Genomic DNA, 23,894 nt, shown 5'->3' with positions numbered 1-23,894 from the left:
AACCGGTGCGAGGTTCACTTTTCCGGGGAGATGGGCGGCGGCATGTCGGAACAGGACCGGTCGGCCTACTACGGGCACCCGCGACGCGAGATGGAGCCCTTCGTTCCCCAGGCGGCCGGCGCCCTGCTGGACATCGGTTGCGGGGCCGGGGCGTTCGCGGCCACCTTGCGCACTGCCCGCGCCGGCAGGCAGCTGGAGATCTGGGGAGTGGAATTGTCGGCGGAAGCGGCCGCACGGGCGCGGGCGACGATCGACCACGTGCTGGTGGGCGATGCGCACGCCTGCCTGCGGGAACTGCCCGACGCGCGGTTCGACTGCGTGGTCATGAACGACGTACTCGAGCACCTGGTCGAGCCGTCGCTGCTGCTCCACGAAGCCCGGCGCGTGCTGCGCCCCGACGGGGTCCTGGTCGCATCGCTGCCGAACGTCCGCTATTTCTTCAACGTCTGGGACCTGGTTGTCCGCGGCCGTTGGGACTACACCGACGAGGGCATCCTCGACCGCACGCACCTGCGGTTCTTCACACGCAGCAGCCTGGTACGGCTGTTCACCGAGGCGGGATTCGATATGGTGCGCATGCAGGGCATCAACCCGACCGGCTCCCTTAAATTCAAGGTCGCCAACCTGGTGACGTTGGGTCGCTGGGCCGACATGCGCTGGCTCCAGTTCGCCTGCGTGGCCCGTCCGCGGAGGCTGGGATGAGAAACACGGAAGCCCCGACCATCATCACCATCGACGTCGAGGAGTGGTTCCACGGGCACAACTACCTGGACCACGTGCCGCCGGCGACATGGGCCGACCAGGAACTGCGCGTGGAGTCGGGCACGGCGCAGTGCCTCGACCTGCTCGACCGCCACGGCGTGAAGGCAACGTTCTTCGTGCTCGGCTGGACGGCGGAGCGCTTTCCCGACCTCGTGCGCGAGATCGTGCGACGGGGACACGAGGTGGGCTGTCACAGCTACGGGCATCCCGAGGTCTTCCACCTGACGATGGCCGAGTTCCGCGCCGACTGCGAACGTGCGCTGGCGGCGCTGGCGCGCGCCGGAGTGGACAGGCCCGAGGGCTACCGCGCACCCAGCTTCAGCCTGACGCCACCGGTGCACCATTACCTGCCCGTGCTGCGCGAACTGGGATTCCGCTACGACTGTTCGTTGTTCCCGGTGCGCCATCCGCGCTATGGCCAGCCCGCCTCGCCGCGCACCCCGTTCACGCTGGGACCGGGTGCCGATGACCTCCTGGTCATCCCGATGCCGACCTGGCGCTGCCTGGGCGTCAACGTGCCGTTTTCCGGGGGCGGGTACCTGCGGCTGCTGCCCTGGCCGGCCTTCCGCTTCCTGCGGGCCCGGGCGCGCGCGCAGGGCGTGCCGACAATCATCTACCTGCATCCCTGGGAGATGGACGCATTCCGGCCTGCCGCGAAGCTCTCGCCGCTGATGCGCCTGCGCAGCCAGGGACGCCAGGATTCGATGCCGGTCAAGCTCGAGCGTATCCTCCGCGAAGGCACCTTCCTGACCCTGGCCGATCACGCGCGCCGGTTGCGCGAAGGCGGCCGCCTGCCCGTCAGGACGTTGGGCACGGCGGTCGCGGACGCCTGAGCCCCGGCAAAACAGCGGCGGACCTGCGCCACAGGTCCGCCGCCGCCTCGCTCTGCTGTCATCACTCGCTCTGCCGTCGTCGTTCGCCTTGCTGTCGTCGTTCGCCCTGCTGTCATCAGCTGTCGGTTCGTCGTCCCGGTTCCGATCCGTGCGCCTTCGGAGGAGGTGTCCGCGTTGGGGGTCGCGGTTGGTTCGATCTCCGATGTGTTGTAGGATACGCACGGACGGCGCCCGGGTTCCCGGTCATCGGGATTTTTTTCGGAAGGATCCGCACGTGTCGATGCTGCGCCAGGACCCCCTGACCGGCCGCTGGGTCATCATTGCCACCGGCCGGCAGGGCAGGGCCCAATGAATTCCCCCTCCTGCAGCGGCGCGGCGCCGGTGACGGCCTGTGCCCGTTCTGCCCGGCCACGAGACCGAGACCACCGCCGAAGTCGTGGCCCTCGGGCGCCCAGCGGGCAGTCCTGCCAACGGACCGGGCTGGCGGTTGCGGGCATTCCCGAACCTGTATCCGGCCGTCACGCCCGCCGGTGCCGCCCCGGCCCCGGCCGCTCCGGTCCCGGCCGATCTGTACCCGGCGACTGCCGGCGAGGGGCGCCATGAAGTGGTCGTCTACTCGCCCGACCACCGGGCGAGCCTCGCCGCCCTGTCGGTCGGGGACCTGGCCGAGGTGCTCGGCGTCCTGCGTGACCGTGTGGATTCGTTCAGGGCCGAGCCCGGTGTCCGCTTCGTGGCCCCGTTCTGCAACCACGGGCCGGAGGCCGGTGCTACGCTTACGCATCCGCACCTGCAGATCATCGGCACGCCGCGTCCGCCCCTGCTGACGGTGGAAAAGGCCCAGCGATTCAACGCCTGGCACCGTGAGCGCGGCTCATGCCTGCTCTGCGACCTCGTGGCGGCCGAACGGCGCGACGGTTCGCGCCTGGTCGCGGCCGATGCGCACTGGACCGCGATCGCCCCGTGGGCCAGCCGCTTTCCGTGGGAAGTGCTGCTGGTGCCGACCCTGCACGGCCCCTGCCCGCTGGAGGCGGACCCGGCGGTGCGGATGTCGCTGGCGGCGATGCTCGGAGGCGTCCTGCGCGGCCTGCAGGCGGTGCACGGCGACCTTTCGCTCAACGTCGTCTTCCACCTGGCGCCGCAGTCAGCCGGCGCCGGCGGCTTCGGCGACCCGGCACTCGACGCCCTGGGCGAGCGGGCGGTGAGCCAGTGGCACGGCCACATCGAAATCCTGCCGCGCCTGAGCCGGCTGGCCGGCTTCGAGGCGGGCACCGGCTATGCGATCAACGCGGCGATGCCGGAAGACGCCGCCGCACGGCTGCGCGACGTTACGGTCGGGCCGGACTTCCCGGCCGGCACAGGGGAGCAGGCATGAACATCCTGATGGTGAGCGCGGAGTACGCACCCCTGGCAAAGGTCGGGGGCCTGGCCGATGCGGTGGCCGGGCTGGCCCAGGCGTTGGCCCGCCGCGGGCACGACGTGCGCGTGGTGCTGCCGCTCTACGGCGCCACTGCGGCCGCGGCCGAGGGATTCCGACCGCGGCCGGGGCCGACGATTCCTGTCCGCCTCGGCCAGAGGTTCGTCCCGGTGCGCGTGTTCGAGCGTGCACGGGCTGGCCGTGGCCCGCGCGTGTACCTGATCGAATCGCCCGCGGTGTTCGGTGGCGGCATCTACGGCGGGAGCGGCGTCGCGGTGCCGACCCTGGAACGCGCGTCGCTGCTGGCGCAGGCGGCGCTGCTCCTGCCGGGGCTCCTCAATTGGCCCGTGGACATCGTGCACGCCCATGACGCCCAGGCGGCCCTCGCGCCGGTCTACCGCCGCCAGTGGTTCGATGCGCAATCCCTGCCGGGCGCCGCCGGCACGGTCCTCACCATCCACAACCTGGCGCATCAGGAGATCCATCCGGCCGCGGCCGTGGTCGATCTGGGCCTGCCGGCGGAACTGGCGGCTTTCCCCGGCCTGCTCGAGTTCCACGGCCAGGCCAATCTGATGAAGGCCGGGATCCTGGCGGCCGATCGCGTCAACACCGTCAGCCCGACCTACGCCGCCGAGACCCTCTCGGGAGCGCTGTACGGCTGCGGACTGGAAGGGGTGCTGGCCGGGCGCGGGTCGCACTACGAAGGCATCCTCAACGGTGCCGACTACGAATCCTGGAACCCGAAGGCCGATCCCGCGTTGCCGGCGCCGTTCTCGGCGAGCGCGCCTGGACGTCGCCGCGAGTGCCGTACCGCCCTCCGCAGGGAGTTGTCGCTGACCGTGGACGAGGACCGTCCCGTCTGCGGCTTCGTTGGTCGGCTCGTCGCGCAAAAGGGCATGGATCTGGTACTTCCATTGCTGGAACGCCTGGCGGGCGATGGCTTCGGCTTTGCCCTGCTCGGTACCGGCGATCCTGCCCTCGAGGTCCAGACCGCACCCGTGGTTGCAGCGTTGCCGGGACGCGTCGCCTTCGTGCGCGGCTTCGATGATGCGCTCGCACGCCGCATCTACGCAGGCTGCGACCTGTTCCTCATGCCCAGCCTCTTCGAACCGTGTGGCCTGGGGCAGATGTACTCCCTTCGTTACGGCGCGCCGCCCGTTGTCCGGCGCACGGGAGGCCTGGCCGATACGGTGACGGATGCCGCCCTGTCCGAAGGCGACGGCTTCGTCTTCGACGAGCCGAGGCCCGAGGCGCTTCTCGGCGCGCTGCGCCGTGCAGACGCGTTGTGGACGGACCGGACGGCCTGGGCGGCCCTGCAGGCCAGGGGCATGCGGCGCGTGTTCGATTGGGACCGCGCCGCCGCATCCTATGAGATCATGTACGAAGCGGCGACCGGTGCCGCGGCTGTTGACGTTGGAAAGGACGGAGATGTCGGCTGACGACCTGGAGATCTCGAGACTGGCGCTGATCGCCAGGGGCTTCCGCGAGTCGAGACAGCCCATGCTGATGGCCGATGCCGGCGGGCGGGTGGTCGCAGCCAGCCAGGGGGCCGCGCAACTCCTCGGGCTGCCGCCCGAGAACCTGGCGGGGGAGATCTGTGCCGACTGGTTCCTGCCGGAAGGAGCCCTTTCCGAGTGCACCCTGCTGGGGGCGTGCCAGGGCGGCCTGCGCCGGCAGATGCAGTTGCGCAACGTGAAGGGCGAGTTGATCCCGGTCGAGGTTGTCTGCTCCAGCTTCATGGCTGAGCCCCTGCACCCGTCCGGCGACGGCGACGCGCGGCAGGACGACGGCCGTCGCCATTGCCTGTTCCACGTCGAGGACGTTCGCCAACGGGAGCACCATGACCAGGTGCGCGCGGCGCGCCTGGCAAAGCTGCCGCTCCTGAACCAGGTCTCGGAGGCGCTCTACGGGGCGCACCTGACGCTCGACCAGTTGTTGCAGGCGATCCTCATCTGCGTGACCGCCGGACAGGGCTTGCGCTTCAACCGGGCATTCCTGCTGCTGGTCGATGACGCAGGGCTTCACCTGCGTGGCGAGGTCGCCATCGGGCCCAGCAATCCCGAGGAGGCGGCGCGCATCTGGCACGACCTGGCTGACCGGCCCGCCGACCTGTTCGAGATGATGACCAGCTACGACCAGTCGATCAAGAACACCAATGCCGCGGTCAACGAGATCGTGCGGCGCATGATCGTGCCCCTCGAGCACATCGACCATCTGCTGGTCAGGGCCATGCACGAGCGCCGCGTGGAGCGCGTGACCAACGATATGCACCTGCCCGGCGTGGAGGAACTGCGGAGCTGGCTCGGTGGCGGGCCGTTTGCCGTGGCCCCGCTCACGATCCGCAGCGGACCGGTCGGCGTCATCGTCGCCGACAACGCCATCAGCGGGCAGGAGATCACCGATCTCGACCTCGAGTTCCTGCAGATGTTCGCCAACCAGAGCGCGGCGGCTGTCGAGAACAGTCGTCTCTACCGCGAACTGGAGAAGCGGCTGGTGGACCTGCGGCGCGCGCACCATCAGCAGAAGGAGGACCAGCAGACCCTGCTGCGGATGGAGCGCCTGAGCGTCATGGGCGAGACCTCGGCCATCGTCGCCCACGAACTGCGCAATCCACTGGTCGCCATCGGCGGCTTCGCGCGGTCGCTGACGCGCAACCTGGATGAGAACGATCCGAATCATCGCTTCGCCGCGATCATCTCGGAAGAGGTGGCGCGGATGGAGGAAATCATCCACGACCTGCTGGATTTCATCCGCCCCCGCAAGCTGTTGCGGCAGGAGACGGTGGTCGACGACCTGGTGCGCGAGACGGCCGAGCGGTTCCGGGGCGAACTGGAGGGGGCGGGAGTCGACCTGGTCCTCGAGACGGAGGGTGGCAGAACCGTCGTGGAATGCCATCCAGGCGAGATCCAGCAGGTCCTGCAGAACTACCTGATGAACGCCATGCAGGCCCAGGCCTTCGGCGGCCGGGTCGTGGTCCGACCACGGTCCTGGATGGAGGGTTGAAGGTCGAGGTGCTCGATTCCGGCCCGGGGTTTGCAGAATCGGACGGCAAGCGGCTGTTCTCGCCGTTCTTCTCGACCAAGCCCACCGGATCGGGCCTGGGACTGACCATCTGCGCGCAGATCATCAAGGCGCACGGGGGCGTCACCGGGGCGGTCAACCGGCCGGAGGGCGGGGCGGGCTTCTGGTTCATCCTGCCCCTGCCGCGCGGCTAGGGCCGGGCCGAACGGAACGGCGATTTGAGTAGCGTAGTCGGGTGGCCGGCGGTAGATTGCGATAGGAAGGCCTCGCGGCTTCCGATTCGCAAAGGAGGGCGAATATGGCCAAGATCCTGATCGTCGATGATGAGCCTCATCTGAGGCTGCTCTACGAGACCGAAATGCGTCGCGCGGGCTTCGAGACGATGACCGCCAGCAACGCGGCCCAGGGACTCGAGTTCGTCGACACGATGCACCCCGATCTGGTCATCCTCGACATCCGCATGGCGGGGATGGACGGCATCGAGGCCCTGCAGCGCATCCTCGAGCGCAACAACAGCATCCCTGTCGTGCTCAACACCGCCTTCTCCAGCTACCGTGACAACTACCTGACGTGGGCGGCCGACGCCTATGTGACGAAGTCGTCCGACGTGACGGAGCTGCTGAACACGGTGAAGAACATCCTCGAGGAACGGCTGGCGTCGCGCAGCTGACAGCGTGAGTGCCGCGGGCAGAGGTCCGCGGCCGGAAAGTGGTCGCGTTGAGCAACCGAGAGTTGGTTCGTGGCACGCTGAGCCTGGTGCTGGCCGGCGGGCAGGGTGAGCGTCTGTATCCGTTGACGCGGGACCGGTCGAAGCCCGCCGTGCCGTTCGGCGGCGCCTATCGCATCATCGATTTCACGCTTTCCAACTGCGTCAACAGCGGGCTGCGGCAGATCTACGTGCTGACGCAGTACAAGTCGTTCTCGCTGGACCAGCACCTGCAGCGCGGCTGGAACATCTTCAGCTACGAGGCGGACGAGTTCCTCTACCGCATCCCGCCGCAGCATCGCGTGGGGCAGAAGTGGTACCAGGGCACCGCCGACGCCGTGTACCAGAACATCTACCTGCTCGAGGAACGGCGCCCCAAGCGCGTGCTCATCCTGTCCGGGGACCATGTCTACCGGATGAACTACGCCAAGCTGCTGGAATTCCATGAAGCCGAAGGTGCCAAGCTGAGCCTGTGCGCAGCCGTTGTGCCGAAGGAGGGAGCCGACCAGTTCGGCATCCTCGAGGTCGACGCGAACTGGAAGGTCATCGGGTTCGAGGAGAAGCCGTCCGATCCCAAGACCATTCCCGGCGATCCCGACCACTGCCTGGTCAACATGGGTGTCTACGTCTTCGACACCGAGAGCCTCGTGCGCGAACTGTGCCACGACGTGAAGCAGTCGGATTCCCGCCACGACTTCGGTCGCAACATCATCCCCGAGATGGTTTCGCGCGGTGAGGTCTTCGCCTACCCGTTCCGCGACCCGGCGACCGGCAATGCCTGGTACTGGCGTGACATCGGGACGCTCGACAGCTACTACGAGGCGAACATGGAATTGACGCGGCGGCGTCCGGCCTTCGACCTCTACGATCCCGACTGGCATTTCCGCGCCTGGCAGCCGCCCCTGCCGCCGAGCAAGACGGTGCATGGCATCGCCGCCGACGGGCCGCTGCCCGGCATCGTCGAGGACAGCATCATCGGCAGCGGCTCGATGATCTCCGGCGGGCGCATCGAGCGCTCGGTCGTGGGCCACAGTTGCCGGATGAGTTCTTACAGCCGCGTGACAGAGAGCATCCTCATGGACGGCGCGCGTATCGGCCGGCATGCCGAGGTCAGGCGCTGCATCGTCGACAAGGGCGTCATCGTGCCCGACGGCATGCGCATCGGTTGCGACCCGCAATGGGATGCGGCGCACTTCACGGTCTCGCCGTCGGGTGTCGTCGTCGTGCCGCGGCACGCCGACCTTTCGGGCCTCGTGCAGGCGAAGCCCGCCGTCGCACCTGCGCGGTAGGTTGGCCGGCGACTGCCGGCGACTACCGGCTGCGTCCGCGGCTGTCCCCGGTTTCGACGTTCCCTGTTCCCGTCAGTTCCAACAGGCGATCGAGTGTCGTTTCGCGGTCGAAGCGTAGCGACACGCGATCGCGTGCGGCCAGTCCCAGCCGCACGGCCAGGTCGCGATCGCCGAGCAGGCGCTTCAGCGCCGCGGCCAGGGCCGGGGCATCGCCCGGCGGCACGAGCAGCCCGGTGCGCTCGTTGTCGACGATCTCGGGCAGGCTGCTCGCGCGCGCGGCAACCACCGGCACCGCGCAGGCGCCGGCTTCGGCAGCGACCAGCCCGAATCCTTCGCTCCAGGACGGGAGCGCCAGCGCATCGAGTTCGTTGTAGAAGGGGACGAGGTCCTCGACCTGTCCGCGCAGTTCGACGCTTCCGGGCCGGCCCAGTCCAGCGCGCCAGGCCGCCAGCTGCTCCAGCAACGGGCCGCTGCCCGCGACCAGGAGTCGACGGGCCGGCACCCCGGGCTCGGCTTCGAGCAGTGACCAGGCCGCCATCAGGGTCAACAGGCCCTTGCGCTCGATGAGCTGGCCGGCAAAGCCCACGGTGTCGCCGCGGCGTTCACGGGGGCGCGGGTGGAAGCGTCCCAGGTCGATGCCCTTGTAGAGCAGGTGCACACGTTCCTCGTCGAGCCAAGGTGCGCTGTCGAGGACGGTACGGCGCGTGGCCTCCGAATTGACGAGCACACCCGTGGCCGCGCGCGTGAAGTACCAGCGGTAGTAGGCTTTCGGCTTGAGCGGGAAGTCGCTCTCGCGTGTGGCCAGTCGGCAGGGCACGCCGGCCAGCCACGCCGCCGGCGCCGCGGCCTTCAGGTCCTTGGTCAGGTTGGCGATGACGGCGCGGGGGCGCCAGCGGCGCATCTGCCGCGTGAGCAGCGCCAGGGTCCAGGGGGCGCCGTCGAAGCGGATGGGGATCGCCGCGGTCGGCACGCCGGCAGCGCGTGCGCGTGCCAGCAACTCGCTGCTGGGCTGGGCGATGATGCCGGCGGTCACGCCGCGGCCGGCCAGCGCCCGGGCCGTGTCCAGCATCCAGACCTCGGCGCCGCCCCAGCCACGCAGCGAATTGACGAAACAGATGCGGACCATGCCGGCAGCGCCTTTCAGGTGCGTTGCCACGATGATAGGGCCTCGCCGCGCGCGGGCCAATGGTGAACAGCGACGCGGGCGTCGCGTTGCCGGGGCGGCTCCCGCGGGTTAGTTTGGGCCGGAGCCGGGAGGGGTTGAGCCGCCGCCCGACAGGTTGTTTTCATCGCCACGTCCACCGCCACGGGGAGCCCATGGAGACCGCGCTGCCGCGCAAGCAGACCCGCCTGGATCCGCGCCTGCCCTGGCTGGGCGGGGTGCGCCGGCTGCTGTCGCCCATGGCCGGCGTGACCGATCGTGCCTTCCGGGAGATCTGCCGCCGGTACGGCGCCGACATGGGCTTCTGCGAATTCGCGTCCGCCAGCGGCCTCACGTACGGCGGCGAGAACACCTGGAAGCTGGTCGATACCGACGGCGAGGAAGGGCTCGTCGGCGTGCAGATCTTCGGCGCCGACCCCGAGCACATGGCGCAGGCAGCGCGGCTGTTGTCCACTCGCCGGCTTGACGTGCTCGACATCAACTTCGGTTGCCCGGTCAAGAAGGTCGTGCAGAAGTGCGGAGGCAGTGCGCTGCTGGCCGACGTGCCGCTGCTCGAGCGCATCATCCGGGCCGTGATCGACAACAGCGGCGTGCCCGTCACCGCGAAGATCCGCACCGGCTGGGACGAGGACAAGGTCAACTACGACGAGGTGGGCCTGTTGCTGCAGGAGGTCGGGTGTTCCTGGGTGACCATGCACGGCCGTACGCGCGCGCAGAAGTTCAGCGGCCAGGCGAACTGGGACCGCATCGCGCACCTGGTGGAGGTGCTCGACATCCCGGTCATCGGGAACGGCGATGTCGTCGACGGCGCCAGCTACCGCGCGATGGTGGCGCATACGCGCTGCCATGGCGTCATGATCGGTCGCGGCGCCATGGGCAATCCCTGGATCTTCGAGCAGATGCGCGCCGTCGACGAGGCGTGGAGGCGCGTGACATCACGTTCGCCGAGATGTGCGCCGTCACCGCCGACCATGTGCGCGGCGAGGTGGCTGCCCGCGGCGAGGGTCACGGCTGCCTGGTCGTGCGCTCGCACATCACGCGCTGCTTCCGCGGCTACCCCGGCGCTTCCGCATTCCGGCGCCGGCTGTTCGAGGCCGAAGGCGCCGCGGCGCTGATTGCGCTGCTCGCCGAGGCTGCGGGACAGGATGACCCGCGCACGACGGACGACGACAAGGTGGCCTCGTGAGCGCGCGCCGCGCCTGCGCGCGAAAGCCGCGCCATGCCGCCTGACGGCACCCATTTCCTCGACCTGCGCGGCTGGACGCTCTCGCAGCGCCGGCCCGGGGGCCAGGCGACGCTGCTGGCGGACCTGGACCTCGCCCTGCGGCCGGGCGGCTGGGTCGCGGTTGCCGGTGCCAATGGTTCGGGAAAGTCCTCGTTACTGGCCTTCCTGGCCGGAGCCGATTCCCCCCTGCGTGTGCCGACAGCGCTGCTGCCCCAGGATCCCGACGACCAGTTCGTGGCTGGGACCGTGGGCGGGGAGCTGGCGCTCGGGCGCCGGGGCCCGGTAGTGGTGCCGCACGGATTCGGGCTGGAGCCGTTGCTGGACGCCGACCCGCGCCTGCTCTCGGCCGGCCAGAAGCAGCGACTGGCCCTGGCCGTGGCGCTGGGATCGGGGCCGCGCGTCCTGCTCTGCGACGAACCGACGGCCCTGCAGGACGCCCGCCAGGCCGACTGGGTGCTGTCCCGGCTGGAAGCGTGGCGGCAGGAGACGGGCGGCTGCGTGGTGACGGCCACCTGTGACCGTCGCGAAGCCCTCCGCGCCGACGAACTGCTCATTCTCGGCGGCGGGAGGGTGGTCGCGCGCGGCGATCCGGCATCGTTGCTGGGCGAGGCAGCCTGGCAGGACCTGTTTGACGAAGGCAACGACGGAATGCCGACCGGTGCACGGGATACGCACACGCCTGGGCGGGGAGCGCCGCTCCTCGGCCTCTCGGGGGTCGTCTGCCGCTTCGGCGAAGGCGGGGGATTCGCCGGCGTCGACCTCGAACTGCGCGCCGGCGACCGCCTCGGCATCTGCGGTGGCAACGGCTGCGGCAAGAGTACCCTGCTGGCTGTCTGCGCCGGGATGCGGCGGCCCGATGCCGGGGAAGTGCGGCTGGGAAGCCGCCGCCTCTATGCGCACGGCGCCCAGGACACCGGTCACGGCCTGGCGCTCCTGGCGCCGCAGTTCCCGGAGTACCTGTTCAGCCGGTCGAGTGTGGCGCGGGAGATCGCTGTCGATCCGGTGCTGGCCCGTGTGGATGTCGCTGCCTTCGCCGGCGAGCTGGGGCTGCCGGCTGATGTGGGCGCCAGGCACCCGCGCGACCTCAGCAGCGGCCAGCGCCGTCGCCTGGCGCTCGGGCTGGTCCTGCGCTCGGGCCGTCCGCTGCTGCTGCTGGACGAGCCCACGGTCGCGCTCGACGGCGCCGGCCGGCGCCTGGTCCGTCGCCTTCTGGAGGCAGTGCCGGCTGAAGCAGCGGTGGTCGTGGCTTCCCACGACCACCGGTTCCTGGCGGCTATCGGCTGTGAGATCCGGGTGCCGGGGCCGGGCGGACTGCGGCCCGCCTGAGCGGCGCCTGTCAGCGGTAGGTCGCCTTCAGCGTTCCCCACTTCCAGTCGTCGTTCGGCGAGGCCACGTCGCCGGGCAGCGTGCAATCCTGGGTGATCTCCTGGGTGTTGCTGCGCCCGTCCCCGTCGGAGTCCGCGGAGCCCGCCCCGAGATAGTTGCGGTTGTTGTCCTGCAGCAGCGATCCGTAGGCATTGAGGTCCGGCACGTCGGTGTGGCACAGGACGCAGGCCGAGGCCGCGTTCTTCAGGGTCGTGCAGGCGCCCGGGTAGGCGTTCTTCCAGGGCGTTACGTAAGCGGTCTTGGCGGCAGCCGTGCCGGCAACGTAGGTGAGCAGGCAAAGCGACAGGCTCGCGATCAACAGGTTCTTCTTCGACATGGTCCGTTCCTCCCTGACGTGTCCCCTTGAGCTTGACGACTAATCCCATCGATGAACAGGGGTATGCAAGAATCTGGCCTATTGATAAGACCATTTCAAATGAAAACGCCTCTCAATACGGAACCGCCGCCGCTCCGGGAGAAAGCTCTTGCCGCCCGCTCGGGCGGGCTGCTACATTGCGCGCGGTCCACGCCAGGAACGACGTGCGATGACACCAGACCGATCCGCCGGGCTGCCTGAGCCCGGGACCGCGTGGCCGCCGGGCCGCGCTTTTTCATGCCTGCCAGCCGGGTTCTGGGCCAGCCAAGCCAGGGGATTGCACATGAACTTCACTGAAAAAGCCGTCATCATGAACGCCAAGGAGATGAACCGGGCGCTCAAGAGGATGGCGCACGAGATCATCGAGGCCAACAAGGGCATCGACAACCTCGTCCTGCTGGGCGTGCAGCGACGCGGCGTTTCGCTGGCGAAGATGCTGGCCGACGCGATCCGCCAGGTCGAGGGCATCGACGTGCCGCAGGGCGCGCTGGACATCACCTTCTATCGGGACGATCTCAGCCGCCTCGGACCTTCGCCCAAGGTCTCGTCCACCGAGATGCCCTTCGACGTGAACGACAAGATCATCATCCTGGTCGATGACGTTCTCTACACCGGGCGCACGGTGCGTGCGGCGCTGGACGTCATCATGGACTGGGGCCGGCCGCAGGCGATCCGGCTGGCGGTGCTGGTCGATCGCGGCCACCGCGAGCTGCCGATCCGGCCGGACTTCGTGGGCAAGAACGTGCCCACGTCGCAGAAGGAGATCATCAAGGTGCGCGTGAAGGAATTCGACGAGAAGCTGGAAGTCGTGGTAGGGGAGGTCGGCGAGGCATGATCCTGCGCAGCAAGGATGTCCTTGGCCTGGAGGACCTGACGGCCGAGGAGATCCTCGGCGTGATCGACATTGCTTCGCGCTTCCGCGCCGTATTCGATCGTCCCGTGCGCAGCGTGCCCATCATGCGCGGCCGTACCGTCGTCAATTTCTTCCATGAGCCGAGCACCCGCACGCGCATCAGCTTCGAGCTGGCGGAGAAGCGCCTTTCGGCCGACATCGTCAACTTCAGCACCGCCACCAGCAGCCTTTCCAAGGGCGAGACCCTGCGTGACACGGCCGAGAACCTGGCGGCGATGAAGATCGACATGCTGGTCATCCGGCACAGTTCCTCGGGCGCGGCCAGGTACCTGGCGAAGGTGCTGGCGTGCTCGGTCATCAACGCGGGCGACGGCGCGCACGAACATCCGACGCAGGGCCTGCTCGATATCATGACCATGCGCCAGCGCCTGGGCGACCTGCGCGGCCGCAAGGTCACGATCATCGGCGACATCACGCACAGCCGCGTGGCGCGGTCGAACATCTGGGGCCTGACCAAGCTGGGCGCCGAGGTCACGGTCTGCGGCCCACCCACCATGGTGCCGTCGGGACTCGACCGGATGGGCGTGCGCGTGGAGTACGACCTGATGCGCGCCGTGCGCGATGCCGACGTGCTCAACGTGCTGCGCATCCAGCTCGAGCGGCATTCCAGCCGCTCGTTCCCGAGCAACCGCGAATACCATCGCATGTACGGCATCAGCGCCGAAGTGGTGCAGAAACTCAAGCCCGAGACCTTCGTCATGCACCCGGGCCCCATGAATCGCGATGTGGAGATCGCCAGCGAAGTGGCCGACGGGCCGCGCCAGGTGATCCTCGACCAGGTGGCCAACGGCGTCGCCGTGCGGATGGCCCTGATCTACCTGCTGTCGGGCGGCGACCCCGGGGCGCTGGCCCCGGCCGCCGCCTAGTCCTGCTTGCCGCGACCCCCGAGGTCGCGTGGAACGAGGTCCGTCATGGAGTGGAGCTGGGAGCGCATCCCTGCTGAGTTCCTGGTTACGAACGTGCGCCTGTGCCGCGAAGGCACGCTGGGCCGGCGTCGCGGTTTCCTTCACGTGAAGAAGGGGCGCATCGAGACGCTCGGCGTCGGTACGCCGGCGCACGAGGGCCTGCCTGCGCTCGACGGCGGCGGCCTGGTCTGCGCGCCGGGACTGGTCGACCTGGCCGTGCACTTTCGCGAGCCGGGCTTCGAGGAGCAGGAGACCATCGCCACGGGCAGCCGCGCGGCGGCGGCCGGCGGCTTCACGGCCGTGGTCACGATGCCGGATACCGACCCGGCCATCGACAACTCGGGAATGGTGCGTTACCTCATCGACCGGGGCCGCGAGACCGGCCTGTGCCGCCTGTACCCGACCGGCGCCGTGAGCCCGGGCCGTAAGGGCGAGGCGATGACCGAGTTCGGCGACATGGTCGCCGCCGGCGCCGTGGGCTTCACGGACGGTTCACGGCCCGTGGCGAACGGCAACCTGATGGGCAACGCGCTGAAGTACGCGACCATGCTCGGCGTACCGATCATCACGCATCCCGAGGACCTGACCATCTCCGGCAAGGGCGTCATGCACGGGGGCTACTGGGCCACGCGCCTGGGCCTGCCCGGCATGGCTCGCGCGGCCGAGGACGCGGCGCTCTTCCGCGACATCGAACTGGCGCGGGCAGCGAAGGGACAGCTGCATGTGGCGCATGTCTCGACAAAGGGCGCTGTCGAGATCATCAGGCGCGCCAAGGGCGAGGGCGTGCGCGTGACCGCTGCCGCCACGCCGCATCACTTCAGCCTGGACCACGCGCGATGCCGCGACTATTCGCCCCTGTTCAAGACCAACCCGCCGCTCCGCGAGGCCGACGACCTGAACGCCATCGCCGAGGGACTTGCCGACGGAACCATCGACGCGATCGCCACCGACCACGAGCCGCACACCGGGACCGAGAAGGAATACCAGTTCGACCAGGCGCCGTTCGGCGTCATCGGCCTGGAGACGGCGCTGGCGGCGGGCATCACCTGGCTCGTCAAGACGGGCCTGCTCGACCTGGGGCAGCTCATCGCCTGCCTGAGCGAACGGCCCGCGCGCGCGCTCAACCTGCCGGTGGGGCGGCTCGAGGAAGGGGCCGAGGCGGACTTCGTGCTGATTGATCCTGAGCGCGAGTGGACGGTGCAGGGGCCGTCGTTCCAGTCGCGCAGCGCGAATTCGCCGTACCTCGGCGAGACGCTGACCGGCATGGTGGCCGCCACCTTCCTGCGCGGCCGCCTCACCTGGCGCGGTGCAGCGGCCCCTGGCGGCCGGTAGCCGACGGGTGCGGTATTTGCTTTAATGCGACTTGGGCTGTGGCCGTGGAAGCGGGCGCGTGGGCGCCACCAGCAGGGCTCGCCGGTCCGAAGGGCCGCCCGGGCAGGGGTTTGCGTGACCGATTGCCGGAAATCGCCGCCGCACACAGACCGGCCGGCAGCCGAAGGGGCCGGCGTGCGTTGTCGCGCCTGGGGGTCGCTGCGTCCCCGGCCGGGGACGCCGGTTGCCTGCAGTCGCGCTGTCTTCATGGCCGCCTGCGCCGTTCTGGTACTGGCCCTGGCGGGCACCGGCTGCGCCAAGTACAACACCTACTACAACGCCAAGCGGGCCTTCGACAACGCCGAGCGTGTGCGCGAGGATGCGCTGCGCAAGAACCAGGATCCGCCAAAGCCGGCCGGGGCCCAGAAGACCGACTACGAGACGGCCATTGCCAAGGCCCAGAAGGTGCTCGACGAGTATCCCGGCCACAAGCTGTCGGACGATGCCCTGTTCCTGCGCGCCAAGGCCTATTACCGGCTTGAATCGTATCGCATGTCGATCCGCCAGTTCGACCTGCTGTTCCAGAACTTTCCCGCCAGCGAATACCTCGAGGAGTCGCTCTACCTCCAGTCGCTCAATTACCTCCTGATCGGCGCGCTCGACCGCAGCCAGGACTACCTGGGCCAGCTGGAGCGGGCCTATCCGGACAGCCGCTACCAGGCTGAGGTCAGTCGCGTCTCCGGTGACAATGCCTACGCCCTGGAGGACTGGGAGGGCGCCCGCACCGCCTATCGGCAGTACCTGGCGCTCGGGGACGAGGCGCGCGACCGCGATCGCGTGGCGTTGAAGCTGGCGGATTGCCTGTGGGAGCTGGACCGCTATGCCGAGGCCGATACCGTCCTGACCGAGATGCTGGCCGAGGTCGCTCCCGGTGAATTGAAGTTCCGCGCCGAGCTCCTGCGGGGGCGGGTCCTCGCGCGTTCCGGTGCGCTCGACCAGGCGGACAAACTGCTCGACGGGCTCGACCAGGCGGCAGCGTTCCACAAGGCCGAAGGCGAACTGGCGCTCGTCAAGAGCGAGGTGCTGGTGTCGCGGGGAAAGGCCGATGACGCCGCGGCACTGCTGCAGGCCATGCCGACCGAATGGCAGACGCCGGTGGTCAAGGCCCGCGTGGCGGACGTCCTGGGATATCGGTTCCTGGAACGGCAGGAATATGCCGAGGCGCACGAGCAGTTCAAGATTGCGCTGGGCCAGCGCAATGAACTGGACGAACCCGAGAAGACCCGCAGCCTGAACGAACAGCTCAAGGACTACCTGGCTGCCGAGCGGGACCTTGCCGAAGCGCCACCCGAGCGTGTACCCCGCCTGAAGCTACTGCAGGCCAATGCCATGCTGTTCGGCTTCGACCGGGCGGCGCAGGCGGCAGCGCTCTATCGCGAAGCCGCGGCCGACACCGCCGCCGATTCGTTGCTGGCCTCCCGCGCCCTCTACGGGCTGTGGCTGGCCTATGGCCAGAAGCTGGGGAATCCGGACTCGGCAAAGGTCGTGGCCGACGAGTTGCTCGAGCGGTTCCCGGCGTCAGCCCAGGCTCGCGAAGTGCGTGCGGAGGGCGGCGGCGGACTGCTGGAGTTCCTGCTGGCCGAGCGCGAACTGGTCCAGCAGCGGAACCTGGCCAACCTTACGGCAGACGAACGCCGGGCGCTCGAGGAGATCGTGACACCGACAATCGCCGGTACCGGCGGCCGCCCGGGCTCGGGACCGCCCGCGCGGCGGCGCATGATCTACTTCGCGCGCCGGGAGCCGCTTTCCTATCCGCCACCTGAGATCGTCATCCCGATCGGCGGGCCGTCCGCAGCGGACGTTCGAATTGCCGCTCCCGCTGACGCCGCGACCGGTGCCGATGGCCCTGTTGCGCCAGGGGCGGACGCGTCGTCAACTGTGAAGGGCGCGTCTGAAAGCGGGGCGGCAGCGGGTGCCGAAGCCGGATCCGGGGAGCAGGCCAAGCCCGTCGACGGTGCGATGCCCGTCGACGCAACCAAACCGGATGCCGAAGCCAAGCCCGTCGACGAAGCCAAGCCCGTCGAACCGGAACAGCCGAAGAAGGAACGTGATCCCAACTGGGATCGCCTGCGCTCGCCGGCGCCGGGGCCTGCCCAGTGAAACCCTCGCGACCCGCGACGCGCTCCGCCCTTGGCCGGGTGACGGCCAACGCGCTCGTCTCTTCGGCCTTCCTGCGCCTGGATCTCGAGCTGGACCAGCCGTTTACCTTCCTGCCGGGCCAGTTCGTCATGGTCAATGAACCGGGGCCCCGGTCCTGGACGTTCAGTCGGCCCTTCTCCATCCTCGCCGGCGCCGGTACCTCGCTGTCGTTGCTGTACCGCGTCGTCGGGCGCGGCACGGCCGCCATGGCGTCGTTGCCCCGTGGTGCCGCCATGCAGGTGCTGGGGCCGCTGGGTGAGCCGTTCCCGGCACCGGTCGAGGGATCGACGGCCGTGCTCCTGGGCGGTGGCGTCGGGTTGCCTCCGGTGTTCGCCTGGCGGGAACGCTGGGGCGGTCCGCGCGACCGTGCTTTCTTCGGCGCGCGTGACGGCGGCGAAGTACCGTGGGAAATGCTCGGCAACTCCTGGGGGATCTCCGTCGACCGCGCGGAAGGCGTGCCGCCGGGACGTGGCGCTTTCACCGGCGTCGTCACCGCACTGGCCGCTGCGGAGGCGGGGCTGGCCCCGGGCGACAACGGCGTGGTCTATGCCTGTGGCCCGGCGCCGCTGCTGAAGGCCGCGGCGCGGCTGGCACGCGCGCAGGGCTGGCGCTGCTGGGTCTCCCTCGAGGAGCACATGGGTTGCGGCTACGGCGTGTGCAAGGGATGTGTCGTGCCCGTTCGCGAAGGCAACGGTATCCGCAATGCCACGTGCTGCTTTGAAGGCCCGGTCTTCGATGCGGCGAACCTGCCGGATCTGGGGGATCCGTCAGTGTTGCCCGGCACCGCTGGAGGAGCAGCATGAACCTGCCGTCCTGGTGGCAACTGGAGGTCACGGCGCCGTTCAAGCTCGGTCCGCGTGAGCTGCCGGGGCGCATCTGGACAGCCTCGGGCTGTTTCGCCTACGGGCTGCACGCCCATGATTTCCGGGCCGCTGACGGTACCTCGCCCTACCTGGGCGTGGGAGCGGTGGTGACCAAGACCGTGACGCCGCTGCCCCGCACCGGCAACGCCATGCCGCGCCTGGTCGAGACCGCCTGCGGCGCGCTCAACAGCATCGGCCTGGAGAACGTGGGCTTCGAGGACTTCCTGGCGAACGTGCTGCCCGAACTGGAAGCGCGCGGCGTGCCGACGGTTGTCAGCCTCGCGGCCACGACTCCCGAGGATTTCGGGCCGCTCGTGCGCCGGTTGCACGAACACGCGTCAGGCTTTGCGCACTGGCACGGCGTGGAGCTGAACCTGAGCTGTCCCAATGTCGCCGAAGGCGGCCACGATTTCGGCAGCGCTCCGGCAACCGTGGCCCGCTGCGTAGCTGCAGCCCGCGCCTGGCTCCCGGACCGGGCGCTGCTGGCCAAGATCACGCCGAATGTCGCGGACATCGCGCAACTGGCGCTTGCGGCGCGTGATGCGGGCGCCGATGCCGTGAGCGCGATCAATACTGTCGTGGGCCTGGATGTGGACCTGCGCACGGGCCAGCCGTACCTGCCGCGCCGGTTCGGCGGCTATTCGGGGCAGGCCATCCTGCCCATTGCGCTGGCGAAGGTGGACCAGATCGTCAGGGGCGTGGGCGTTCCGGTGGTGGGCGTCGGCGGCATCGCCGAGCCGGAGGATGCCCTCAAGTTCTTCGCGCTGGGCGCCGTAGCAGTGCAGGTCGGCACCGCGCAGATGCGGGATCCCTTCGCCGCCGCGCGCATCGCGCGCGATCTGGCCCGACGCTAGTCGTCGGTGCGGCGCTAGTCGTCGTAACCGTCGGGATCGTCGTCGTCGCCCGCTTCCTCGTCGTCGATCAGCCCCGCCAGGTCCTCGAATCCGCGCAGTTCCTCGAGGTCTTCCAGGTTCTCGTCGAAGGGCTCGTCGACTTCCTCCGTAGCCAGGCCGCCAAGCAGGGTCGCGTCCTCGTCCGGTTCCTCGGGCAAGCCTTCGGGAAAGTCCCCTTCAAGCAGGTTCATGAAGGTGTCGCAATGGCTCAGCAACTGCTGGGCCAGGCCGTCTCCGACAGCCTCGGCTTCGTCGACCGTGCCGCTGACCGAGATGCGGTGGCGACCGGCGCCGGTGCCGCCCAGGATGGCGATGCCATCGGAGCCGACGCGAGCCAGGGCGCCGACCGGCAGGTCCTGGTCGGGCAGCATGCGGCGGTGGAAGGCCGACTCCGCCGCGAGCTCCAGTGCCGAATCCTCCGAATGCAGCGACGCGAGGAGTTCGCGCGCCGTGTCGTCGTCATCTCGGGCCAGCACCACCAGCGTGCCCTGGCCGGGGCCGGGCAACACGAACTCGGGGGCGAAGATCTCCGCGACGATGCCCTGGATGCCCAGGTGCTCGGTGACGGAAGCGGGCAGCACCAGGCCGTCGATCTCGCTGCGGCGCAGATGGGTTTCCATGGCGCGATCCACGCCCCCGCTGAGGATCTCGAAGCGGAGGTCGGGCCACAGGGCCTGCAGCTGGGCGCGCACGCGCTGCGAAAGCACGCCCACCCGGCTGCCGGGTTCCATCTCGTCCATGATGTGGCCGCTGCGATTGAGGAACGCGTCGAACGGCGCGGCGCGGTCAGGGACGCACACGATCTGCGCGCCGGGAATCCCGGCCGCCAGCATGTCGGTCGCCTCGAGGACGAGCAGGCGAGCCCGGCCTTCGCCCAGCGCCCTGAGCAGGAAGGCGATCTCGGGCCGGCTGGCGGCGACGAACGTCTCCTGCGCGCGCTGGGCTTCCTGCTGGGGCGAGGCCAGCAGCTCGAGCTGGCAGGCCAGGTTCCGCGTGCGCTGCTGCAGGCGGTCGATCACCGACTGCGACTGGTTGCGCGATAGGGGCGAGGCCAGCGACGCGAACGTCAGCGACGAGGCCCGGCTTGCCGACGGTTCACGCACCGTGCCCCCCGCTCGCCGACATGAACTCGCGCACCACGGCTCCGACCCGGTGGGCGTCCTCGAACGGCAGCGCGGCATGGATCGGGAGCGTCAGGATTTCGCGCCCGGCGCGCTCGGCCTCGGGCAACGGGCCGGCGGCGCGGCAGTAGACGGCCAGCTCGTGCCGGTGCAGCGGCGGGTCGTAGTAGATGCCGACATCGACGCCGGCCGCGTCCAGCGCGCGGTGCAGCCCTGCGCGGTCGTGGCAGCGCACCCAGTACTGGTGGTAGGTCATGCGCATGCCCTGCCCACCCGCGTCCAGCTGCACCCTGTTCTCGGCCGGGATGTAGCTGTCGTAGATGGCGGCCACCTGGTCGCGATCGTGCTGCTCATCGAAGAAGCGGGCCAGCCTCACGCGGATGACCATCGCCTGCACCTCGTCCAGCCGGCTGTTCCAGCCGGTGTAGAGGTGGTTGTTCGCGCGCACGGGCTGGTGCCCGCGGATGCGGCGGATGAGCTCGGCGTCGGCCTTGTCGCGGCAGCAGACGGCGCCGCCGTCGCCGATTCCCGGCAGGTTCTTGGTCGGATAGAAGCTGAGGGTGGCCATGCGCCCGCAGGAGGAGATCGGCTTGCCCTTGTAGAGCGTCCCGAAGGCCTGGGCGTTGTCCATGATCACTTCGAGACCACGGCGAGCGGCGATCCCGTTGATCGCGTCCATGTCGCAGGGGGCCCCGAAAATGGGCACCGGCATGATGGCCCGCGTGCGGGGCGTAATCGCATCCTCGATCCGCGCGGGATCCAGGTTCAGGTCGCCTGGGAGGATGTCGACGAACACCGGCACCGCGTCCAGCAGGATGATGGCTTCCATCGTGGCGTCGAACGTGAACGGGGTGGTGATCACCTCGTCCCCGGGCTTGACGCCGGCCATGGCCAGCGCCACGAAGAGCGCCGACGAACCGGAGGCCACGCCCACGCAGTCGGCCACGCCGCAGGCAGCGGCGAGCTCCTCTTCCAGCAGGCGCACCTCGTCGGCCAGGATGTAGCGCCCGGACAGCAACAGCTTCTCGAATTTCGCGACGATCTCGTCCTTGCACGGCAGCATGGGCGTGATCAGGTCGTAGCGTCCGATACGACGAAGCGGAGCAGTCATGGATACCTGTCTCGTCTGGCCGCGAAGGGCCGGTTGGATTGGACCGTCGTGCGCCGCTCAGGCGCCCGTCGTGCGGTGGTTGGCCCGCCCGAAGCAATCGTAGCTGAAGCCGTGCTTCTGGACCTGCGGCAGATCATACACGTTCCGGCAATCGAGGAACACCCTGCCGCTCATGACCGAAGCCAGGCGCGCAAAGTCGAGCTGCCGGTACTCGTTCCATTCCGTCACGAGCATGCACACGTCGGCGCCCTCGGCGGTCTCGTAGGCCGAGGTGCAGTACTCCAGGTCGGGATGGAACAGCTTGAAGTTGTCCATGGCCGCCGGGTCGTGGGCCCGGATGCGGCACTTGCGTTCCTTCAGCAGCCGCACCAGTTCCAGGCTGGCGGCGGAGCGGATGTCGTCGGTGTTCGGCTTGAAGGCCAGGCCCAGCAGGGCGATGGTGCGCCCGTCGAGCTTGCCGGCCATGGCCTCGGCCTTCGCGATGGCGCGCGCGGGGATTCCCGCGTTCACGCTGATGGCGGCGCGCACGATCGTCATGTCGTCGCCGGCCTCGCCCGCGATGTGCACCAGGGCATTGGTGTCCTTCGGCAGGCAGCTGCCGCCGAAGCCCAGACCCGGGTGCAGGAACTTCGAGCCGATGCGCTTGTCCAGGCCCAGGGCCTTGGAAATGTCGAAGATGTCGGCGCCGACGCGCTCGGCAAGCCGCGCCACCTCGTTGATGTAGGAGATCTTGACGGCGAGGAAGCTGTTGGCCGCGTACTTGATCAGTTCCGATGTCTCGATGCCCGTCTTGACCACCGGCGTATCGAGCAGGTAGAGGGGACGGTAGATGGCACGCAGCAGTTCCTCGGCGCGGGCCGAATCGACGCCGATCACCACGCGATCAGGCCGCATGAAGTCCTCGATGCTCGACCCTTCGCGCAGGAATTCCGGATTGCTGGCCATGTCAAAGCTGGCCCCGGGCTTCAGGCGCGCGGCGATCACCTTGCGCAGGGCGCGGCTGGTGCCCACCGGCACGGTGCTCTTGGTGACGACGACCTTGTAGTCGTCCAGGAGGTCGCCGATCTGCTCGCCCACCTTCATCACGTACTGCAGGTCCGCTTCGCCGCTCTCGGACATCGGTGTCTGGACGGCGATGAAGACGACCTCGGCATCGCGCATGCCGTCGGCAAGGCTCGTCGAGAACTGCAGGCGGCCTTCGCGCACGTTCTTGAGCACGAGGCGGTCCAGTCCCGGTTCGTAGAACGGGATCTCGCCGCGCTCCAGCTTCTCGATGCGTTCACGGTTGATGTCGACGCACGTCACGGTGTTCCCGAAGTCGGCCATGCAGGCTCCGGAAACCAGACCGACGTAGCCGGTGCCGACCATGCAGATGCGGATCATGAGAATTCCTTTCGGGCCTCGGCAAGCAGATCGAGCAGGGCGGAAGCCGCGTCGTGTTCCGGTACCCAGCCGGTCTCCGAGCGCAGCTTGCGGTTATCTCCGACCAGTCGTGGCGTATCCGACGGCCGGTCACGCGACGGGTCGTGCCGAACCGTGATCGGCACGGTCGCGGCGGCCACCAATATCCTCAGTCCGCCCTCCATCGTCAACGCCGTTCCGGAGCAGATGTTATAGGTCTCGCCGGGGCGCCCGCGGGCGGCCAGCGCACGGTAGGCCCGGACGACGTCCCGGACGTCGAGGAAGTCCCGCACCGGCGAGAGGTCCCCCGTCAGGATCTCGGCGGGCCCGCGCCCGGCTTCGGCCGCGGCGATCTGCCGCGCGAAGGACGGAAAGGCGAAACGGGGGTTCTGGCCGGGCCCGGTGTGGCTGAAGGGGCGGGCCACGATCACGGGCAAGCCGTACGAGCGGTGGTACTGCCGGCAAAGCAGTGTCTGCGCCACCTTGCTGACCGCGTACGGCGACAGTGGCGCCAGCGGCGCCCCTTCGGTCAGGGGCGGGGCGTCTTCCGGCTGCGGCCCGTACTCCTCGGCAGAGCCCACGGCGATCACCAGCGGCCGGTCGCCGACCGGCAGCGCACGCACGGCCTCCAGCAGGTTCAGGGTCCCCAGGAGGTTCGCGGTGAACGTCTCGTGCGGCGCCACGAAGGAGGCGGCAGCGGAACTCTGCGCCGCCAGGTGGTAGATCACCCGCGGGCGCTCGACCTTGACGATGCGGGCGAGTGCGGCAGCGTCCTCGAGCCCGGTCTCGTGGTAGTCCAGGCGACCGTCGGGACCGGCGTAGGCCACGGGCAGGCCACTGGCGGCGCCCGGATGGCGCCGGAAGTCGCCGGCCGAGGCGGGGGACGGCGTCCCGTCCGGCTGGCGGCCCAGGCCGACCACGGTGTGCCCGGCGGTGAGCAACGCGCCGACGAGATGAAGTCCCGCAAAGCCGAGAGCGCCGGTGACCAGGTCGCAGCCCGGCTTCTGTCCGGTCTCCATTGCCG

At 69.2% G+C, this 23,894-nt stretch carries 22 protein-coding genes; 16 read left to right on the top strand and 6 right to left on the bottom strand.

The annotated features are described in order from the left end of the window. The first annotated feature begins 42 nt into the window (after positions 1-42). From IPG61_12545 to glgC, 8 genes are all read left to right on the top strand, one after another. Positions 43-702 carry a class I SAM-dependent methyltransferase gene (locus IPG61_12545; GenBank protein MBK6734884.1) on the top strand — a complete coding sequence of 220 codons (660 nt, stop codon included), beginning with the start codon at positions 43-45 and terminating at the stop codon, positions 700-702. Further along, complete coding sequence (locus IPG61_12540; GenBank protein ID MBK6734883.1) at positions 699-1,595, top strand: DUF3473 domain-containing protein; 897 nt, start codon at positions 699-701, stop codon at positions 1,593-1,595. The genes IPG61_12545 and IPG61_12540 overlap by 4 nt, the downstream gene beginning before the upstream one ends. A 391-nt stretch (positions 1,596-1,986) precedes the next feature. Beyond that, entirely contained in the window at positions 1,987-2,967 is a 981-nt protein-coding gene (locus IPG61_12535) for a hypothetical protein (protein MBK6734882.1), read from the top strand. Continuing rightward, positions 2,964-4,448, top strand: coding sequence for a glycogen synthase (locus IPG61_12530; GenBank protein ID MBK6734881.1), 1,485 nt, complete (start codon positions 2,964-2,966; stop codon positions 4,446-4,448). Before IPG61_12535 ends, IPG61_12530 begins: the two co-directional genes overlap by 4 nt. Further along, positions 4,438-6,012 carry a PAS domain-containing protein gene (locus IPG61_12525; protein MBK6734880.1) on the top strand — a complete coding sequence of 525 codons (1,575 nt, stop codon included), beginning with the start codon at positions 4,438-4,440 and terminating at the stop codon, positions 6,010-6,012. Before IPG61_12530 ends, IPG61_12525 begins: the two co-directional genes overlap by 11 nt. A gap of 8 nt (positions 6,013-6,020) precedes the next feature. Further along, positions 6,021-6,224 (top strand): hypothetical protein, encoded by a 204-nt coding sequence (locus IPG61_12520; protein MBK6734879.1) that lies wholly within the window; start codon positions 6,021-6,023, stop codon positions 6,222-6,224. Positions 6,225-6,328: 104 nt separating this feature from the next. After that, positions 6,329-6,700 carry a response regulator gene (locus tag IPG61_12515; GenBank protein ID MBK6734878.1) on the top strand — a complete coding sequence of 124 codons (372 nt, stop codon included), beginning with the start codon at positions 6,329-6,331 and terminating at the stop codon, positions 6,698-6,700. 62 nt (positions 6,701-6,762) lie between these two features. Then, on the top strand, positions 6,763-8,025 hold the full coding sequence (glgC, locus tag IPG61_12510; protein ID MBK6734877.1) for a glucose-1-phosphate adenylyltransferase: 1,263 nt from the start codon (positions 6,763-6,765) through the stop codon (positions 8,023-8,025). A 22-nt stretch (positions 8,026-8,047) separates the two neighbouring features. On the opposite strand, the gene IPG61_12505 is transcribed toward glgC, so the two are convergent. Further along, complete coding sequence (locus tag IPG61_12505; protein ID MBK6734876.1) at positions 8,048-9,151, bottom strand: glycosyltransferase family 4 protein; 1,104 nt, start codon at positions 9,149-9,151, stop codon at positions 8,048-8,050. Positions 9,152-9,342: 191 nt separating this feature from the next. On the opposite strand from IPG61_12505, the gene IPG61_12500 reads away from it, so the two are divergent. Together IPG61_12500 and IPG61_12495 are read left to right on the top strand one after the other, a co-directional pair. Next, positions 9,343-10,302: a tRNA-dihydrouridine synthase family protein gene (locus tag IPG61_12500; GenBank protein MBK6734875.1), complete on the top strand. Its 960-nt coding sequence runs from the start codon at positions 9,343-9,345 to the stop codon at positions 10,300-10,302. A 104-nt stretch (positions 10,303-10,406) separates the two neighbouring features. Next, positions 10,407-11,738, top strand: coding sequence for an ATP-binding cassette domain-containing protein (locus IPG61_12495; GenBank protein MBK6734874.1), 1,332 nt, complete (start codon positions 10,407-10,409; stop codon positions 11,736-11,738). 10 nt (positions 11,739-11,748) lie between these two features. Here IPG61_12495 and IPG61_12490 read toward each other — a convergent pair whose 3' ends face one another. After that, complete coding sequence (locus IPG61_12490; GenBank protein MBK6734873.1) at positions 11,749-12,114, bottom strand: hypothetical protein; 366 nt, start codon at positions 12,112-12,114, stop codon at positions 11,749-11,751. A gap of 322 nt (positions 12,115-12,436) precedes the next feature. On the opposite strand from IPG61_12490, the gene pyrR reads away from it, so the two are divergent. The 6 genes from pyrR to IPG61_12460 all read left to right on the top strand — a co-directional run bounded on the left by pyrR (position 12,437) and on the right by IPG61_12460 (position 19,198). Next, entirely contained in the window at positions 12,437-12,988 is a 552-nt protein-coding gene (pyrR, locus tag IPG61_12485; protein MBK6734872.1) for a bifunctional pyr operon transcriptional regulator/uracil phosphoribosyltransferase PyrR, read from the top strand. Further along, entirely contained in the window at positions 12,985-13,932 is a 948-nt protein-coding gene (locus tag IPG61_12480; protein ID MBK6734871.1) for an aspartate carbamoyltransferase catalytic subunit, read from the top strand. Before pyrR ends, IPG61_12480 begins: the two co-directional genes overlap by 4 nt. Before the next feature lie 45 nt (positions 13,933-13,977). Next, complete coding sequence (locus IPG61_12475; GenBank protein MBK6734870.1) at positions 13,978-15,303, top strand: dihydroorotase; 1,326 nt, start codon at positions 13,978-13,980, stop codon at positions 15,301-15,303. 174 nt (positions 15,304-15,477) lie between these two features. Beyond that, positions 15,478-17,442, top strand: coding sequence for a hypothetical protein (locus IPG61_12470; GenBank protein ID MBK6734869.1), 1,965 nt, complete (start codon positions 15,478-15,480; stop codon positions 17,440-17,442). Then, the gene (locus tag IPG61_12465; GenBank protein ID MBK6734868.1) at positions 17,439-18,284 is read left to right on the top strand and encodes a dihydroorotate dehydrogenase electron transfer subunit; all 846 of its coding nucleotides are present in this window, start codon (positions 17,439-17,441) and stop codon (positions 18,282-18,284) included. The genes IPG61_12470 and IPG61_12465 overlap by 4 nt, the downstream gene beginning before the upstream one ends. After that, complete coding sequence (locus IPG61_12460) at positions 18,281-19,198, top strand: dihydroorotate dehydrogenase (GenBank protein MBK6734867.1); 918 nt, start codon at positions 18,281-18,283, stop codon at positions 19,196-19,198. The genes IPG61_12465 and IPG61_12460 overlap by 4 nt, the downstream gene beginning before the upstream one ends. A gap of 14 nt (positions 19,199-19,212) precedes the next feature. Here IPG61_12460 and IPG61_12455 read toward each other — a convergent pair whose 3' ends face one another. Genes IPG61_12455 through IPG61_12440 form a run of 4 tightly spaced genes read right to left on the bottom strand, consistent with a single transcriptional unit; the run spans position 19,213 to position 23,889 of the window. Continuing rightward, the gene (locus tag IPG61_12455) at positions 19,213-20,340 is read right to left on the bottom strand and encodes a hypothetical protein (protein ID MBK6734866.1); all 1,128 of its coding nucleotides are present in this window, start codon (positions 20,338-20,340) and stop codon (positions 19,213-19,215) included. Next, a complete protein-coding gene (locus IPG61_12450; protein MBK6734865.1) occupies positions 20,333-21,469 on the bottom strand; it encodes a DegT/DnrJ/EryC1/StrS family aminotransferase in 1,137 nt (378 codons plus the stop codon). The genes IPG61_12455 and IPG61_12450 overlap by 8 nt, the downstream gene beginning before the upstream one ends. Before the next feature lie 57 nt (positions 21,470-21,526). Continuing rightward, positions 21,527-22,849: a UDP-glucose/GDP-mannose dehydrogenase family protein gene (locus IPG61_12445; protein MBK6734864.1), complete on the bottom strand. Its 1,323-nt coding sequence runs from the start codon at positions 22,847-22,849 to the stop codon at positions 21,527-21,529. Next, the gene (locus tag IPG61_12440; GenBank protein ID MBK6734863.1) at positions 22,849-23,889 is read right to left on the bottom strand and encodes a GDP-mannose 4,6-dehydratase; all 1,041 of its coding nucleotides are present in this window, start codon (positions 23,887-23,889) and stop codon (positions 22,849-22,851) included. The genes IPG61_12445 and IPG61_12440 overlap by 1 nt, the downstream gene beginning before the upstream one ends. Positions 23,890-23,894 lie beyond the last annotated feature (5 nt).

The sequence above is a fragment of the bacterium genome (assembly GCA_016703265.1).
In the GTDB taxonomy this organism is placed as follows: domain Bacteria; phylum Krumholzibacteriota; class Krumholzibacteriia; order LZORAL124-64-63; family LZORAL124-64-63; genus CAINDZ01.
Note: the sequence above shows the minus strand (reverse complement) of the source record. Positions and strands in the feature narration are given on the sequence as shown.